Annotated in this window: 19 protein-coding genes and 1 pseudogene; 7 read left to right on the top strand and 13 right to left on the bottom strand. The window is 41.0% G+C overall.

Annotation, left to right across the window (positions count from 1 at the left end):
- A complete protein-coding gene (locus C9J41_RS18760) occupies nt 1-798 on the top strand; it encodes a class II glutamine amidotransferase (protein ID WP_107205351.1) in 798 nt (265 codons plus the stop codon).
- A gap of 71 nt (nt 799-869) precedes the next feature.
- Here C9J41_RS18760 and purN read toward each other — a convergent pair whose 3' ends face one another.
- Nucleotides 870-1,514, bottom strand: coding sequence for a phosphoribosylglycinamide formyltransferase (purN, locus tag C9J41_RS18755; protein WP_107205352.1), 645 nt, complete (start codon nt 1,512-1,514; stop codon nt 870-872).
- A 100-nt stretch (nt 1,515-1,614) separates the two neighbouring features.
- The gene (gene purM, locus C9J41_RS18750; RefSeq protein WP_107205353.1) at nt 1,615-2,655 is read right to left on the bottom strand and encodes a phosphoribosylformylglycinamidine cyclo-ligase; all 1,041 of its coding nucleotides are present in this window, start codon (nt 2,653-2,655) and stop codon (nt 1,615-1,617) included.
- Between the two features lie 193 nt (nt 2,656-2,848).
- On the opposite strand from purM, the gene upp reads away from it, so the two are divergent.
- Nucleotides 2,849-3,475, top strand: coding sequence for a uracil phosphoribosyltransferase (gene upp, locus C9J41_RS18745; protein ID WP_045129097.1), 627 nt, complete (start codon nt 2,849-2,851; stop codon nt 3,473-3,475).
- 82 nt (nt 3,476-3,557) lie between these two features.
- On the opposite strand, the pseudogene C9J41_RS22085 reads toward upp, so the two are convergent.
- Nucleotides 3,558-3,865, bottom strand: a pseudogene (locus C9J41_RS22085) (solute carrier family 23 protein); the annotation flags it as partial.
- Nucleotides 3,866-4,086: 221 nt separating this feature from the next.
- On the opposite strand from C9J41_RS22085, the gene C9J41_RS18735 reads away from it, so the two are divergent.
- Nucleotides 4,087-5,241: a DUF2066 domain-containing protein gene (locus tag C9J41_RS18735; protein WP_107247692.1), complete on the top strand. Its 1,155-nt coding sequence runs from the start codon at nt 4,087-4,089 to the stop codon at nt 5,239-5,241.
- 80 nt (nt 5,242-5,321) lie between these two features.
- On the opposite strand, the gene C9J41_RS18730 is transcribed toward C9J41_RS18735, so the two are convergent.
- From C9J41_RS18730 to C9J41_RS18715, 4 genes are all read right to left on the bottom strand, one after another.
- Nucleotides 5,322-5,753, bottom strand: coding sequence for a DUF2069 domain-containing protein (locus tag C9J41_RS18730; RefSeq protein WP_107294889.1), 432 nt, complete (start codon nt 5,751-5,753; stop codon nt 5,322-5,324).
- Between the two features lie 29 nt (nt 5,754-5,782).
- Nucleotides 5,783-6,358 (bottom strand): NAD(P)H:quinone oxidoreductase, encoded by a 576-nt coding sequence (gene wrbA / locus C9J41_RS18725; protein ID WP_107205356.1) that lies wholly within the window; start codon nt 6,356-6,358, stop codon nt 5,783-5,785.
- Nucleotides 6,358-6,708: an arsenate reductase (glutaredoxin) gene (gene arsC / locus C9J41_RS18720; RefSeq protein ID WP_107205357.1), complete on the bottom strand. Its 351-nt coding sequence runs from the start codon at nt 6,706-6,708 to the stop codon at nt 6,358-6,360. The genes wrbA and arsC overlap by 1 nt, the downstream gene beginning before the upstream one ends.
- Nucleotides 6,709-6,792: 84 nt before the next feature.
- Nucleotides 6,793-8,250: a M48 family metalloprotease gene (locus C9J41_RS18715; RefSeq protein ID WP_107294888.1), complete on the bottom strand. Its 1,458-nt coding sequence runs from the start codon at nt 8,248-8,250 to the stop codon at nt 6,793-6,795.
- Nucleotides 8,251-8,415: 165 nt separating this feature from the next.
- Between C9J41_RS18715 and C9J41_RS18710 the strand changes: the two genes are divergently transcribed.
- Both C9J41_RS18710 and C9J41_RS18705 read left to right on the top strand, forming a co-directional pair.
- Complete coding sequence (locus C9J41_RS18710) at nt 8,416-8,634, top strand: sulfurtransferase TusA family protein (protein ID WP_107294887.1); 219 nt, start codon at nt 8,416-8,418, stop codon at nt 8,632-8,634.
- An 8-nt stretch (nt 8,635-8,642) separates the two neighbouring features.
- Entirely contained in the window at nt 8,643-9,728 is a 1,086-nt protein-coding gene (locus C9J41_RS18705) for an AI-2E family transporter (protein WP_107205360.1), read from the top strand.
- Between the two features lie 51 nt (nt 9,729-9,779).
- Here C9J41_RS18705 and bcp read toward each other — a convergent pair whose 3' ends face one another.
- Both bcp and C9J41_RS18695 read right to left on the bottom strand, forming a co-directional pair.
- Complete coding sequence (gene bcp, locus C9J41_RS18700) at nt 9,780-10,244, bottom strand: thioredoxin-dependent thiol peroxidase (RefSeq protein WP_107261813.1); 465 nt, start codon at nt 10,242-10,244, stop codon at nt 9,780-9,782.
- A 93-nt stretch (nt 10,245-10,337) separates the two neighbouring features.
- Entirely contained in the window at nt 10,338-10,877 is a 540-nt protein-coding gene (locus C9J41_RS18695) for a glycine cleavage system protein R (protein WP_107205362.1), read from the bottom strand.
- 349 nt (nt 10,878-11,226) lie between these two features.
- Here C9J41_RS18695 and dapA point away from each other — a divergent pair, with 349 nt between their 5' ends.
- Together dapA and bamC are read left to right on the top strand one after the other, a co-directional pair.
- Entirely contained in the window at nt 11,227-12,105 is an 879-nt protein-coding gene (gene dapA, locus C9J41_RS18690; RefSeq protein WP_107205917.1) for a 4-hydroxy-tetrahydrodipicolinate synthase, read from the top strand.
- 31 nt (nt 12,106-12,136) lie between these two features.
- Nucleotides 12,137-13,147 carry an outer membrane protein assembly factor BamC gene (gene bamC, locus C9J41_RS18685; RefSeq protein ID WP_107294886.1) on the top strand — a complete coding sequence of 337 codons (1,011 nt, stop codon included), beginning with the start codon at nt 12,137-12,139 and terminating at the stop codon, nt 13,145-13,147.
- 89 nt (nt 13,148-13,236) lie between these two features.
- Here the strand turns inward: bamC and lipA are convergent, their stop codons facing one another.
- The 4 genes from lipA to C9J41_RS18665 form a co-directional block, all read right to left on the bottom strand.
- Nucleotides 13,237-14,208 (bottom strand): lipoyl synthase, encoded by a 972-nt coding sequence (gene lipA / locus C9J41_RS18680; protein WP_107205364.1) that lies wholly within the window; start codon nt 14,206-14,208, stop codon nt 13,237-13,239.
- Nucleotides 14,205-14,855, bottom strand: coding sequence for a lipoyl(octanoyl) transferase LipB (gene lipB, locus C9J41_RS18675; protein ID WP_107205365.1), 651 nt, complete (start codon nt 14,853-14,855; stop codon nt 14,205-14,207). The genes lipA and lipB overlap by 4 nt, the downstream gene beginning before the upstream one ends.
- A gap of 185 nt (nt 14,856-15,040) precedes the next feature.
- Complete coding sequence (gene ybeD, locus C9J41_RS18670) at nt 15,041-15,316, bottom strand: DUF493 family protein YbeD (RefSeq protein ID WP_105060821.1); 276 nt, start codon at nt 15,314-15,316, stop codon at nt 15,041-15,043.
- A 213-nt stretch (nt 15,317-15,529) separates the two neighbouring features.
- Nucleotides 15,530-16,705, bottom strand: coding sequence for a serine hydrolase (locus C9J41_RS18665; RefSeq protein WP_107205366.1), 1,176 nt, complete (start codon nt 16,703-16,705; stop codon nt 15,530-15,532).
- Between the last annotated feature and the right edge of the window lie 100 nt (nt 16,706-16,805).

Below are 16,805 nucleotides of genomic sequence, written 5' to 3'. Positions count from 1 at the left end.
ATGTGTGAATTGCTAGGCATGAGCGCAAATGTGCCAACAGATATTTGTTTTAGTTTTACGGGATTAATGCAGCGAGGAGGCAATACAGGCCCTCATCGCGATGGTTGGGGCATTACGTTTTATGAGGGTAAAGGTTTTCGAACCTTTAAAGATCCGAATCCAAGCTGTCAGTCCCGTATTGCTGAATTAGTCCAACAATATCCGATAAAAAGTCGTGCAGTGGTGAGCCATATTCGCCAAGCTAACCGAGGAGCGGTGAATTTAGAAAACACCCATCCTTTTACGCGTGAGTTATGGGGTAATTATTGGACGTTTGCTCATAATGGTCAGCTAACGGGTTATGAGAGTTTAGAAACAGGTCGTCATAAAGCGGTAGGTGATACCGACAGTGAAATTGCTTTTTGCTGGTTACTCAATCAACTTGAGTCTAGATTTCCAGAATTACCTGACGATTTAAACCCAGTATTTAGTTACTTTGCTCAGTGTTGTGATCAGTTACGTCAGCTTGGCGTTTATAATATGCTGTTAAGCAATGGTGAGTACGTACTTACCTATTGCACTAATAATTTACATTGGATCACGCGTCGAGCACCATTTGGACAAGCATCATTAATTGATGAAGATGTCACGATTGATTTTAAGCAAGAAACAACTCCTGATGATGTTGTGACAGTTATCGCTACTCAGCCATTAACCAATGATGAAAATTGGCACAAAATGGCAACAGGCGAGTTTATTGTGTTTCACTTTGGTGAGCCTGTTTTCAACCAGTTAGTGGCTGAAGGTAAAACAGAATAATGGTTATTTTCTGTCACTATTGAAGTGGTATTATCTGCAATAGTAAAAAGGCGATCTTACGATCGCCTTTTTTATTGTGCTGCATATCCTTGAGCGGGGAGTTCAATACCATCTAGGATAGCTTTGCCGTCACTACTCATGGTCAAACGATTTTCCGCTAACCATTGAGTTACAAGTGGATAAATAGCATGTTCTTGCTTTTGAACACGAGCTGTTACTTCTTCAACGGTGTCATTGTCAAAAATAGGCACTCTGGCTTGTAAAATAACAGGGCCGCCATCCAATTCTTCTGTTACGAAGTGGACACTGGTGCCATGTACGTCATCGCCAGCATCCATCGCTCGTTGGTGAGTATTTAAGCCGGGATACTTAGGAAGGAGTGATGGGTGAATATTTAGCATCTTTCCTTTAAAGCGACGAACAAAGTCTGCGCTCAAAATACGCATAAATCCGGCTAAAATAACCACATCGGGTTTGAACTGTTCAATACAATCCGCTAAGGCTTCATCATATTGTTCACGGTCAGCATACTGATTAGGCGCAATATGTATCGCTTCAATATTGGCATTACGCGCACGTTCTAACCCATAAGCATTTTCTTTATTTGAGATCACAGCGGTTATTTGACTGTTTTTAATCAAACCTGCACTGCATGCATCGATAATCGCTTGGAGATTACTTCCGCTACCTGAAATAAGGACGACGATATTTTTCATATTTGGTACTACCATTTATTGAAAGGTTATCGGTATGTAGATAGCAGAATGAGGACATAGCGTCCTCATTCTTTTTATTACGAGTCAGCACTGTTGAGAGTTATTTGATCTCGACTTGCTCTTCGTTATCAGCAGCGTTTGCAATTTCACCTAGTAGCCATGCGTTTTCGCCTTCAGCGTTTAGGATATCAATGGCTTGTTGTGCTTGATCTTGTGGAAGGGCAATGACAAGGCCAACACCACAGTTAAACGTACGGTACATTTCGTAAGTTTCGACATTACCTGCAGTTTGTAGCCAGTTGAAGATGGCAGGCCATTGCCAGCTTGCGCCATTTACAACCGCTTTTGTGCCTTTAGGAAGTACACGTGGGATATTTTCCCAGAAACCACCACCTGTAATGTGTGAAATAGCATGTACGTCACAGCTTTCCATCATTTTTAGCGTTGATTTAACGTAAATTTTAGTTGGTGTTAATAGATGTTCAGAAAGTGTTTTACCTTCTAATTCTTGATTCAAATCGGCATTGGAAACGTCAATGATTTTACGTACTAATGAGTAACCGTTTGAGTGTGGGCCGCTTGAACCGACAGCGATAAGTGCATCACCAGCCGTCACTTTTGAGCCATCGATGATATCTGCTTTTTCAACAACACCAACGCAGAAACCTGCCACGTCATAATCTTCACCGTGGTACATACCCGGCATTTCAGCAGTTTCACCACCAATTAGAGCACAACCTGATTGGATACAGCCTTCGCCAATACCTGTTACAACACTTGCTGCTGTATCAATATCTAACTTACCGGTTGCGTAGTAATCAAGGAAGAACAGAGGTTCAGCACCTTGAACAATAAGATCGTTCACACACATAGCAACCAGATCGATACCGATTGAATCGTGTTGGTTTAAATCCATAGCCAAGCGAAGTTTAGTTCCTACACCATCCGTGCCTGAAACTAAAACGGGCTCTTTATATTTGGTTGGTAGTGAACAAAGTGCACCAAAACCACCAATTCCCCCCATAACTTCTGGGCGATGAGTACGTTTTACCACCCCTTTAATACGGTCTACTAATGCATTACCGGCATCGATATCAACACCAGCATCTTTGTAACTAAGAGAAGAGTTTTTGTCGCTCACAGATGATCCCTCAACGTATTAAAGTAAAAAAAGCGAATACATGATAACAGCAGTCACCGTCTAAAGGAAAACGTTTGCGTCAATTTTTTTAGCTGGATATTAAGTAAACAGTTAAACGTTTACTACTATCTGAAATCGTTTGGCTTAGTATATAATAATGCGATTTTATTTTTTAATTGCTCAGGAGTCAGAGATGAAAGTCGTTGAGGTAAAACACCCACTGGTTAAACATAAGATTGGTCTTATGCGCGAAGGTGACATCAGCACTAAGCGTTTCCGTGAGTTAGCAACTGAAGTTGGTAGCCTACTGACATATGAAGCGACTTCAGACTTCGAGACAGAAAAAGTTACGATTGAAGGTTGGAATGGTCCAGTAGAAATTGACCAGATCAAAGGTAAAAAAGTAACGGTAGTGCCTATTCTGCGTGCTGGTCTTGGCATGATGGATGGCGTACTTGAGCATATGCCAAGTGCACGTATCAGCGTTGTTGGTATTTACCGTGATGAAGAAACGCTTGAGCCTGTTCCATACTTCAACAAGCTAGCATCAAACATTGATGAGCGTATTGCGCTTGTTGTTGATCCAATGCTAGCAACGGGTGGCTCTATGATTGCAACACTGGATTTGTTAAAAGAGCACGGTTGTACGCAATTTAAAGTACTAGTATTAGTAGCAGCACCTGAAGGTATTGCTGCATTAGAAAAAGCACACCCAGATGTTGAGCTATACACAGCTGCAATTGATGAGAAGCTAAACGATAAAGGTTATATCGTTCCTGGTTTAGGTGATGCTGGTGATAAAATCTTCGGTACTAAGTAACTTAGTAGCCAAGATTAAAATAAAACCGGACATGACGTCCGGTTTTTTATTTCTGAAAAGTGCTAAATATTAAGGTAAGTAATTATAAGTGCTCGCTATCTTCGATTTGAGCATTGTCTACCACATTATTCTCGCTCAAGTCTTTGGGGGAAATTAGGTTAAGTACAACTGCAACAATAGCGCTCATTACAGGTGCTAGAATCGTATTGCAATACGGCTCTTAATTTACCGACAAACGCTAATACCAATGCTGTTATCGTCGCTCATGTGATGATCACAGGATAAAAGGGTTTCGTTAACATTACCCCTCTCGTGACTTCTGACTCAGTCGTATTTGTTGGATCGGCAATTAAGAGATGCGACAATAGTGGCGATACCATTCCCCGCCACAATGTTAATTTTGTAAACGCTACTATTTCTCACTAGAGAATATTTTTCAGCAAATGGTTTGTTTCTTGCCTGTTGTATTGTGTTGGTTCAGGAAAAAGTACATATTGTATAGCTAATTAATTTTAGACTATGTGGCTATACTGAATATCAATGAGTCTTTAGGTCTTTTTGATTATCTTTTTATCTTTTGACGACTTATTTTTGTAAATTACGAGTGCGATATGTTGCGATTTGCGTTGTTATTTTTAGCTCTACTGGCTTTACCTATTAAAGCGGCTACTGTCAGTGATTTATATCAGGCTCAAGTAGTGATGCCTACTGATGGTCAAACCCCCGATCAAGCAGCAAGAGAGCAAGGCTTTAAGCAAGTATTAGTTAAAGTGACTGGTAATCCGAACATTACCCAAAATAGTGTTGTGGCTCAGGCGATAGCGAACAGTTCAAATTACGTCAGCCAGTTTGGTTATGGCCAATATAATGGACAGAAGACGCTAGATTTAACCTTTGATAAGGTACAAATTAAGCAGCTATTAACACAAGCTAAAGCGAATTTTTGGAGTGCTCAGCGTCCTAATATTCTCGTTTGGATGGTTGATGATAACGGTAATAGCCGAGATATTTTATGGGATCAATCAACCAATGCACTCGTCGCTGATACCAAACAAGCCGCAAATGATCGTGGTCTACCCGTTACTTTCCCAGTGGGTGATTTTAACGATGTTACGGCAGTACACGTATCCGATCTTTGGGGGAGTTTTATCGACACCATCACTAGCGCAAGTCAACGTTATAATGCGGGTGGTTTATTGTTAGTAAAAGCTCACCAACAAGACGCAGATAAGGTTGAATTAACATGGCAACTGTATGCTCAACAGCCTAGTACGATTGCAGCCGATACTCAACCTATTACCGGCAAAGCGAGCGGTACATTGGCACAAGCTAGCCGTGATATGATGAATCAAGTGACAAACCACTTAGCACAGAAATATGCTATCGAATTAGGTAGTGTCGCGTCAGGCAGCGTTAATATTGAAGTGGAGAATGTTAATTCAACAGAAGACTTTTTTACGCTTGAACGTATGCTTAATCAGATGACGACAGTAAGTAGTGCTAATGCGGTAAATATTAAAGGTGATAAGGTGATTTTCCGTATGAACTTATCAGCATCTGATGCTGAGTTTAAGCGCGAATTGAGCCATGAAAGTCGTATTAGCGCCGATGATTCTACTGTTACTAATACTAACGCAACGACAATGCCAAATACTGATGTGAACCAAGATCCTAATACGTTGGATGTCACAGCGACACAATCACAGTCGCAAACTCAACCTGAAAACTATGTTGCACCTGATGACATGTATATATGGCATAACTAAAATCTGGTGTTAATAACAATAATTAAGCCCTCACGATGAGGGCTTTTTAATATCTCATTATTAGAGAACGAGCGATTGGTTCAATCTTCAGGTGGTTCAAAACGTTCGCGTTCTTGTCGCTCCACTTGCGATAGACGCTGGAGTTTTATGCCGAGTTCTTTTGCTCTTACGCGTGCAAAAAGTATGTTACTGAGAAAGGCTATGGTTACGAGTAGTAGCTCTATGCCTGCTAACCCGCGTTCTCCTTCATCAATAGTGAGTAGCGTTAGAGCATGCAGGAAATAAAACATTAAAATGAAGTTAGACCATGCGTAAGTATAAGGTTTTGCAGCTAACATCCCACGTAATGGCAATAGTAAAGGAATGATCCAAACAACAGCCATTACCCAGCTATTAAGATGTGGGTGGGGAGAGAGGATCGTTTGCCATAACGCGACCCATAGCATAAGAGTTAAATTCGCGCAGACGGCAAAGCGGTGAATATATTGTGTTTGCGGTTGCATCGGAGGCATCGAATATCCCTTTTCGTTTGCCATATGAGTTAACGCTGAAGTTGCATCGCGGTTAGTGCAAGCCGTTTACCGAGAGCTTGTGCAAGTTCAATTTCATCACTATGGAGCTGCTTATTAGTACCAATGTTGAGATGTGAAGCCCCATAGGGAGTACCTCCATGTTGCGTGGTATGCAAAGTGGGTTCGGAATAAGGGATCCCAACAATTAGCATGCCGTGATGCAGTAACGGTAACATCATCGATTGTAACGTTGTTTCTTGACCGCCATGCATAGAGGATGATGAGGTAAAGACACAGGCTGGTTTATCGATTAATGTACCTGATAACCATTCTTGGCTAGTACTATCAATAAAGTGTTTTAATGGCGCAGCCATATTACCAAACCGAACAGGGCTTCCCATTGCTAAACCAATGCATTGTTTCAGATCGTCATGATTGACGATTGGATCAAGGGGCGATTGCTGAAGATCATTTGTGTCGATTTCAGCAACCGTTCTTAGCACTGCTTCACAACCGGCTACTTGCTCAATACCGCGACCAATATGTCGTGCTAACTGACGTGTATTACCATGACGGCTGTAATAAAGAACTAAGATTTTATGCATTATAAAATATCCAACACTTGCTCTGGTGGGCGACCCAATGCCGCTTTTTCACCACTTACTACAATTGGACGTTCGATTAGTTTTGGATGAGTACTCATTGCAATGAAGAGTGCCTCATCAGATACGTCATTATTACCGAGTCCCAGTGTTTTATAATCCGCTTCTTTGGTACGCATCATTTTACGCACAGAGTCCAAGCCCAGTTGGCGGTATAACGTTTCTAGTTCCGCGACGCTTGGTGTTTGTTCTAGGTATTTAATGATAGTCGGTGTGATCCCTTTTTCTTCTAATAGCGCCAGTGTTTCACGGCTTTTAGAGCAACGAGGATTATGATAAATAGTGACTGACATGTCGTCTCCTAACTGATGACTGTATTAGCTAGTGTATTTTATTACGATTGATTTATTGTCGATGAACTATAATAAATCAATACATTATTGTAATGCTTTGAATTTTTGACGTTGAAAGCGAAGTTGATCAATGCGTGCATCATAACGTGCTTGCTCCATGGAGCCGAGCTTTGCCATTTGTGCGGCTTGAGTATAATTATGAATGGCTTTATCCCATTGAGCACGCAAAGCTAATAGCTCCCCAAGGGCAGCAAGCTCTGAGCTACGATCACCTATTTTGGCGTAGTTGTGTGCTAATAATGTCCACCCATTAATATCATTAGGGTGATCGTAAGAGTAACGATTCAAAATTTGAATACTCTTTTGATATTGTCCCGATTCAAGGTAAATATTGGCTAAGTTTAAGCGCAATACATTACTGTCAGGACTCATTTTAAGCGCATTGTTTAAGCGGGTGATCGCACGATCAAATTGTTTTTGATTGAGATCGAGATCGGTTGCAGCATCAATAAAAAATAAATTATTGGGTTCGCCAGCCAATAATGGGTCAAGTATTTGATGCGCTAATTCGTATTTATCATTATCTAAATAAATCAGTGCCTTACCGTAATTGAGCTCTTTGCGGCGATTGGGTGGTGCTTTTTTTAACTCACGGTTAAGCCAGTTGAGCGCAGAAGTATCGCTCAAACCAGCATTACGGGCGACAATACGTGAACGAGCGAGTAAATAATCTTCAGAGGGGGGTAAATTTACAAGCGGATATTTTCTTGCGCGCATACGACTATCTGTGACCCGTGATTCGGGTAATGGGTGCGTTAACAACATTGCGGGCAATTTTGAAGTATAACGATATTGATCGGCTAAACGACCAAAAAAACGTGGCATCGCATAGGCATCAAACCCCGCTTTGGCGAGGGTTGTTATACCAATACGGTCGGCTTCTTTTTCATTACTGCGCGTAAAGTTAATTTGTCCTTGAATTCCCACGGCCGTGGTGGCATGAATGGCGGCTAAACCTGCTTCAGGAGCTGCGATTGTTAATAACAGTGAGCCAATCAGTGCAGCCATCGTGATAGGCGAATTTCTGGCCTCTGCTTCCATTCTTCGCGCAAGGTGTCTTTGGGTGACATGGGCAATTTCATGCGCCATAACAGAGGCGAGCTCACTTTCTGTTTCGGCATGAAGAAATAACCCAGAGTGGATCGCAACATAGCCGCCAAAAAAAGCAAAAGCATTAATTTCAGGGTTTTGGATCAAAAAGAAATGGAATGGTGTTCGGACATCTTCCGCACTGGCAATAAGTTTATGGCCCAAAGCTTGAACATAATTTGAGAGTAAAGGGTCGTTAATAACAGGCTGGCTGGCGCTTAGCATGCGCATATATGCATCGCCATATTCACGTTCTTTATCAATCGTTAATGTAGAAGAGGCTGTCGTTCCCATTTCAGGTAAGCGATTATCATCACTAGCAATAGCTGGAATACTGCTACTAAAAAGCGCAGAAAGCAAAAGATAGGTCGGTGCTTTGGTAAATCGAAACATGGGAATGATACAACCTCCTTGTTGAGTTATCTTTAATATCTATAAGTTAGGACACCGAAATACTTTAGAGGTTCGTTAATGTGATTCATGTCCTTTCGATATCTCGCATCTTATATGTGCTGAGGTTACAATACGGCAATACAAAATACCTGTCACTTAAATGAAATGGAAATTATATCACTTGATCTAATGGCCGAACGTTGTCCGCTGGCTTTATTGTTAGCTAAATGCGCAACACTTCTTCCCTATCAAGGGTTAGAAATACGAATTTCAGACAGCGGCGCAAGAAGTGATATCCCTCGTTTCTTGCATAATAATGGATATGTTACCGATATTTTAGTTGATGATAATGCCCAACTAATCATAATGGTGGAAAAAGGATAGAAATCAACATGTTACGCATGCTAAATCGCTGGTATCAGCGTCGATTTTCAGACCCCCACGCTGTAAGCCTTGTTGTTATTCTTCTCGGCGGCTTTCTTACTATTTACTTTTTTGGCAGTTTAATTACGCCGTTATTAGTCGCCATTGTTTTGGCTTATTTATTAGAGTGGCCAGTAGCAAGGTTACATAAACTAGGGATGCCAAGAACCCTTTCAGTCGCTATCGTACTATTGGTCTTTGCAGGGTTAATGGTGCTTGCTTTATTTGGTTTAGTGCCGACGATTTGGCATCAAATTACCAATTTAAGTGCTGATGTGCCGAAGATGTTTAACGATCTTCAAATCTATGTATCTAGCTTACCGGAACGCTACCCTGATTTTGTTCAACCGGCTCAAGTGGTTGATTTCATGAATACACTGCGTGAGAAGGTATTAGGACTGGGCGAAAGTGTTGTAAAAGGCTCACTGGCATCATTAGTCAGTTTAGCAACAATCGGGGTATATCTGATCTTAGTGCCATTGCTTGTTTTCTTTTTACTTAAAGATAAAGACGAAATGTTGCGCACGTTATTAAACATTTTGCCTCAAAATCGTCGTTTAGCCAGCAAAGTTGGCAGCGAGATGAATCAGCAGATCTCTAATTATATTCGCGGTAAAGTCACTGAAATTATTATTGTTGGCATTGCAAGTTATATCACTTTTGAAGTTATGGATTTACGCTACGCCGTACTATTAGGTGTATTAGTCGGGCTTTCTGTTCTAATACCTTACATTGGCGCGGCTGCTGTAACGGTTCCTGTTGCTATGGTTGGATTATTCCAGTGGGGATGGACGTCAGATTTTTGGTGGCTATTACTGGCATATGGTATTATTCAAATGTTAGATGGCAATGTATTAGTACCTATTCTATTTTCTGAAGCGGTAAATCTACACCCTGTCGCAATTATTGTTGCTGTGTTGTTTTTTGGCGGTTTATGGGGATTTTGGGGAGTATTTTTTGCTATCCCATTAGCGACATTAGTTAAAGCCGTGTGGGGAGCATTACCTGCGAGCGATAATAATTTATCATCCTCCGATGTGTCAGAAAAAGTGTAGTAAAAAGGCCGTGAAAACGGCCTTTTTTATATCTAATTAAAACCTAAGCGATCATTGATTTAAATAATCAAGTACCACTTGGTGGTGATCTTTTGTTTTAAACTTATTAAATACGTGCTCAATCATACCGTTTTCATCAATTAAAAAGCTGATGCGGTGTAAGCCGTCATATTCTTTGCCCATAAATTTCTTCAGTCCCCAAACACCGAACTGATCAGCGACGGCATGATCTTCATCAGATAAAAGGGTGAAGTTTAGGTTATCGCGTTCGATAAATTTTGGTAGACGTTTTACCGCATCAATACTAATACCCAGTACGACTACATTTTTTTCATCAAGCTCGGCTTTGCTGTCACGCAGTCCACATGCCTGTACCGTACAACCAGGGGTCATTGCTTTAGGGTAAAAGTAAGCAAGTACTTTCTTACCTTTAAAATCACTGAGACTAACAGGCTCGTTATCTTGATTCATTAAAGTAAAATCAGGTGCAGGCATGCCTGCTGTGAGCGTATTCATAAGTATAATATCCTTTTAGTTATCGTATCTCGATGCATTGCATGTTGAACGAACATGAGGCTGATAATGAAAGTCTTATTATTTTTGCTTTCGTTAATTTTTATGACTAATAAAATTCACAGACCCTTTTGCTGATAAGCTATGGCACAAGGTTTCAAATTCCTCTTGCAGCGTCATCAGATTACAGTCTTCAGGTAAATTTGTGCTAATTTGCAAAATAAGTTTATTCATTGTTTCCACAGTTTGGCTTTCAACGGTATTGGCACTAAGCGTCGAAATATCGATGTGTCGGCTCGCCATAAAGTGAGTAAATTGCTTAATTAAACCTGGACTATCATTAGCTTCGACATGGAAATCAGCGGTATAAGGGAAAAAACGTTGTTGGTGTTTACTCGTACGTTTTATAACAGTAATAAGATCATGCTCTTGCCCTTTTAATGGCAAGGTCGATTCAATTCGAGATATTGCATTGTTATTACCTGATAACAGCATGATCAAGGTAAACTCAGAACCAAACAGGGCTATGCGGCTATCTACGATATTACAGCCACATTGAGTCACAAGGTGGGTGATTTCATCAGAGATACCTGGGCGATCAGTACCTACAGCAGTGATGACAAGGTAGTGTTCCATATTGGTCTTCATTGTAAAATTATAATTTAAACATGTTAGCACAGACTGCTATTGATACGATGGCAAATTTAATGACAATAGTCATTGCTGTTGAGATCAAATTTGACTGATTTTTAAGCAAAAAAAGAGAAACATGATTGGGTTTATTGATATTTGAGTTTCAAAGTACAAAATTGTGATGAAAGAAGATGATAAAGCCTGTTAGTTCACTGTTTTCAATCAGCCTTTGCTTGAGTTTATAGTCACTCAAAAGTACCATGACAAAGTTATACCCTAACGGTTTTAGCATACAGCCCCATAAGGTAATGGTGAGAAAGCCGTTTGGATATATAAGAAGAGGGGGATGGACATGTTTAAAGGAAGCATGGTTGCGCTATTAACTCCACTAGATTCAGCAGGCGAAGTAGATTACGTCGGTTTGAAAACGCTGGTGGATTATCATATTAACGCAGGAACAAATGCGATTATTGCCGTGGGTACCACGGGAGAGTCTGCAACACTTACCGTTGATGAGCATATCAAGGTTGTTTTAAAAACATTGGAATATGTTGATGGACGAGTTCCTGTTATTGCAGGTACAGGCGCAAATGCGACGCATGAAGCCATCACTATTACCAAGCTTTTTTCTGGCACGGGTGTAGCAGCATGTTTAAGTGTGACACCGTACTATAATAAACCAACCCAAGAAGGTTTATTCCAACATTATAAAGCTATTGCTGAAGCAACAGATATTCCGCAAATTCTTTACAATGTACCAGGACGAACTGCGGTAGACTTATTACCTGAAACTGTCGCACGTTTAGCTAAAATTGATAATATTATTGGTATTAAAGATGCGACAGCTGATTTATCTCGTGTGAAAAAAACACGGGAACTTTGTGGCGAAGATTTCATCCAATTAAGCGGTGATGACGCGACAGCCGTAGATTTTGTCGCTGAAGGTGGTCACGGTGTTATTTCTGTTACGGCAAATATTGCCGCTGCAGATATGGCTCAAATGTTTACACTCGCATTAAGTGGCCAAATTGACGCTGCACGAGAAATTAATCAGCGTTTAATGCCATTACACAGTCATCTGTTTGTTGAAGCTAACCCTATTCCAGTGAAATGGGCCGCTCATCAGTTAGGTTTGATTGATAATGGTGAATTACGACTTCCGCTAACTGTATTAAGCGAGTCACAGCAACCGGTTGTTAAACAGGCTCTTTTGGATGCCGGTGTGCTTTAAGTTGCACAAGCGTAGGAGCGCAGGAGCATAAATGAATTATAAATATCGACTAGCACTAGCTGCATTCGTGGTAACCAGTTTGTCTGCTTGTTCCGGTGGGCCAGAGGCTCGTCGTCAAGCTAATCAAGATTTTAACTATCTTGATACTCACCCCTTAGAATCATGGACGTTGCCGTCAGGGGCTATGCCTTTTAGTAATGCCAGTTACGCGATTCCGAGTAAGGCATTTTCTGGTGATGTTGGTGCTAGCGTTGATATTCGCCCACCGCAACAGGTTCTTAATCTGATCCCTGGTATGCGCTCTAACGTGGACCAAGATGGTGTAACAGTTCAACTTCCTCGAACTTCTGATTTAACCAAACTATGGCAAGTTACCCAAAATTTGATCAGTAAAAATAACATTGGAATTGCAAAGCAAAGCGCTGATCGTATTGATACTGATTGGGTAAGCTGGACAAATGAAGATGAAGATCATGAAGTGAGCAGTCGCTATAGTATTGAGAAATCACCAGCGACGAATAGTTACCGCATTATCTTAACGGATTGGCGTGAAGATGGTAAAACGATGCCTGTTACGGCGAATAATAAACGTCGTTACAGCATTTTGATGACTAACTTGGTGATGTCGAAATACGATGAGACTATTCGTGAGCAAGCACGTTTAGCAGCGGCTGAGCAGCTGAAAAATATCCCTATTTCAATGGGAATGGATCGCAGCGGTTTCCCTGTGCTTATTGCTCGTGCCTCTTATAATGATATGTGGGAACGTTTACCGAAAGCGTTAGAAAAACTTGGCTTTACTGTTGAAGATCGTAACCGTTCACAAGGTTTGATTGATGTTAAGTACCGTGAGCCTAATGATGAGTTCTGGCAAAAACTAGGGACTAAACCAATGAAATTAACGGATGATAAGTACCGTATTTTAGTTGGTGATCTTGGTAATCGTACGTCAATTAATATTACTGACAATGATGGTAAGCCAGTGACCGGTGAAATTTTAGAATCAGCGGCTCCCGCTTTTGCTGCAAGTTTCCAGAAATAATTCGTTATTTCTGTCATAAAAAAAACCGCTTTAGTTAAAGCGGTTTTTTTATATTTAATTTTTATCTTACTGCCAAAAATGTCGAGATATTATTTAATCTCTACACCTTGTGCTTGTAGATCGGCGTGGTACGACGATCGCACAAATGGCCCACATGCCGCGTGCGTAAAGCCAAGATCGAGAGCGATTGCTTTAAGTTCATCAAACTCTTCTGGCGGAACATAACGCTCAACCGGTAAGTGGTGACGGCTTGGTGCTAAATATTGACCCAGTGTCAGCATGGTAACGCCATGAGCACGAAGATCTTTTAATACTTGAATGATTTCTTCTTTGGTTTCACCTAAGCCCATCATTACACCCGATTTAGTCGGTACATCAGGATGAAGCTCTTTGAATTTTTTCAATAAATCTAGTGACCACTGGTAGTTAGCACCTGGGCGAGCTTTACGGTACAGGCGTGGTGCAGTTTCTAAGTTGTGGTTAAAAACATTAGGTGCAGTATCACGGAAGATTTCTAGTGCACGGTCCATACGGCCACGGAAATCAGGCACTAATGTTTCAATATGAATGCTTGGGTTTTTGGCTCTAATCTCAGTAATACAGTCAACGAAATGTTGTGCGCCACCATCACGTAGATCGTCACGGTCAACAGAGGTGACAACCACATAACGTAGCTTCATATCTGCGATTGTCTGTGCTAAATGCGCAGGCTCTTCAGCATTCGGTGGTAGAGGACGACCATGAGCAACATCACAGAATGGGCAACGACGGGTACAAATGGCACCTAAGATCATAAAGGTGGCTGTACCGTGGTTAAAACATTCGGCTAAATTCGGGCAAGAAGCCTCTTCACAAACTGAGTGAAGTTTGTTTTTACGTAGGGCAGATTTGATTTCCTGAATACGCTTACTATCAGACGGTAGCTTGATTTTCATCCATTCAGGTTTACGTAATACTTCTTTTGGCGCATCTTCATTCGCAACGTTACGAACTGGGATCAATGCCATTTTATCGGCATCGCGATATTTGACGCCTTGTTCAATTTTAATTGGTTTACTCATGGTTGATTGCTTTCCGTCATCCACTCGATTTTCGGATAATCGAGTAATTTAGTTAATTCTTCAACGAGTACAGGCTGAACTTCCGTCAGTTCAGTTGGGCCATTTAATGACGCTGTTTGTGTCATTTCCATTCCAGCATAACCGCAAGGATTAATACGAAGAAAAGGCGCCAGATCCATATTTATATTGAGTGCCAGACCGTGAAAAGAGCACCCACGTCTGATCCGTAATCCTAATGAGCATATTTTTTGGTTATTCACATACACACCAGGCGCATCAGGGCGAGCGTTAGAGCTAATCCCAAAGCGGGATAAAGTATTGATTACTGTATTTTCGATGTGCGTAACTAATTCACGTACACCTAATTTTTTACGGCGCAAGTCGATCAAGATATAAGCCACTTGTTGTCCAGGACCATGATAGGTTACTTGACCGCCACGGTCACTTTGAACAACAGGGATATCGCCTGTGTTGAGCAAGTGTTCGACTTTGCCTGCCTGTCCTTGAGTGAAAACAGGTGAATGTTCAACCAGCCAGATTTCATCTGCGGAGTCTTCAGTTCGATTATTGGTGAACTCATGCATGGCATCGTACGTCGCTTGGTAATCGCAACGGCCAAGGTTTTTAATAATAAGAGCTGTTTGCAATGTACTACCCAGATAATAATTAAGATGCCAATCATAAAGAAGGCTAGGTCGAGGCATTATACCTAAACTTGTTGTGGATGTAATGTTAACGACTGATGAAGGAGTTATGGATAATAAATGAGGATTATAAGAAAGGTAAAGAGAATAGAAGACAGGCGGTATTATAACCGCCTGAAAAATAGTGCTTATAACACTACACGAACAATATCAATTGAACCTAACTCTTTGTATAAGGTTTCAATTTGTTCAACATTGGTCGCGTTTACAGCAACAGAAACTGCAGTGTATGTTCCTTTGCTACTTGGTTTTGTTGTTGGAGTGTAATCACCAGGGATAATACTCTGAATAACTTCAACCACACGATCTGGCAATTCTGGCTTGTTTTCGCCCATTACTTTAAAAGTAAAGATACAAGGGAATTCCAGTAGATCTTTTAGTTTTGGTTGCTCTTGTTCTTGCATATAGAACTCCAAAGTTCGCTTTCAATGTGTCTTTCATCATTACTATTATGGTTAATAGTAGTGTATTGCAGGCATCTTAATGTGTCAGTGATTGTAAAACAAGGGAAGGATGAAGAGGATAGGGAATATAGGAGGTAATGTTTGTATTCAGTAATGAAAACAAAGAGGCAACCGAAGTTGCCCCTTAGTCGTTGATGAAGTCGATGGTTTAAATTACTTAAACCAACTTTGTACTAGCATCATTACGTAGTCGACCATACGGCTAAATAGGCTACCTTCTTTTACATCGTTTAATGCCACAAGAGGGTATTCAGCAACGTCTTGATCGCCAACACGGTAAGTTAATTTACCGACAACTTCACCTTTGGTGATTGGCGCCTTTAGCTCTTTAGTTAGCACAAAGCTAGCTTTCAGATCTTTAGCTTGGCTACGAGGTAATGTTACGTAGGTGTTTTCAGCCACACCTAGGTTTACTGTATCAGTGTCACCCATCCAAACTTTTTCAGTTTCAATGGTTTGATCTTTTTTGTTTGGTGAAAGTGTTTCGTAGAAACGGAAACCAAAGTTCAGTAGCTTTTTGCTCTCAGCAAGGCGAGCGTTTTTACTTGCAGTGCCCATCACAACAGAGATCAGGCGCATATTGCCTTCTGTGGCAGTACTTACGAGGCTGTAACCTGCGTTATCTGTATGGCCTGTTTTTAGACCGTCAACGTGCATGCTCTTATCCCAAAGTAGACCATTACGGTTGTATTGGGTGATGCCGTTGTAAGTAAATGATTTTTCTGAGTAGATTTTAAATTCATTAGGCAAGTCACGGATGAGTGAGCGCGCTAGAATTGAAAGATCGTAAGGTGTTGTGTATAGATCGGGGCGATCTAGGCCATGAACATTTGCAAAGTGTGTTGATTTCATGCCAAGATTTTTAGCCCAGCCATTCATTAAATCAACAAAAGACTCTTGAGAGCCAGCAACGTGCTCAGCCATTGCGACACAGGCATCGTTACCAGAATCTACGATAATACCGCGGTTTAAGTCAGAAACTTTTACGCTTTTACCGACCTCAAGGAACATTTTAGATGAGCCTGGGAAATTTTTCGCCCATGCATTTTTACTGATAACAACAGTGTCATCTGGTGAGATGTTACCGTTTTTAATTTCTTGACCGATAACGTAACTGGTCATCATTTTTGTCAAACTAGCAGGCGCTAATTTTTCATATTCATTATGACCGGCAAGGATTTTACCTGAGTTATAGTCGACGAGGATATAGCCTTTTGCCGCAATTTGTGGAGCTTCAGGTACGACTGCTGGTGATGCAGCAACAGTAGCTGAAGCCAGCAAAGTGGCTGAGATGGCGACAGAACGGAAAAGCGCAGCTGTTTTCTTCATGATTATTATAACTTTAGTTTATCTAAGACAAGAAATGACGTTCACTATAGCAGATAACGCCTTACCTATCAGTTGAATGGGGGGAGAATCCCAATTATTG

It is taken from the genome of Photobacterium sp. GB-50, from assembly GCF_003026755.1.
Classification (GTDB): Bacteria; Pseudomonadota; Gammaproteobacteria; order Enterobacterales; family Vibrionaceae; genus Photobacterium.
The sequence above is the reverse complement of the archived record's forward strand: the minus strand, read 5'-3'. Positions and strand labels throughout refer to the sequence as shown.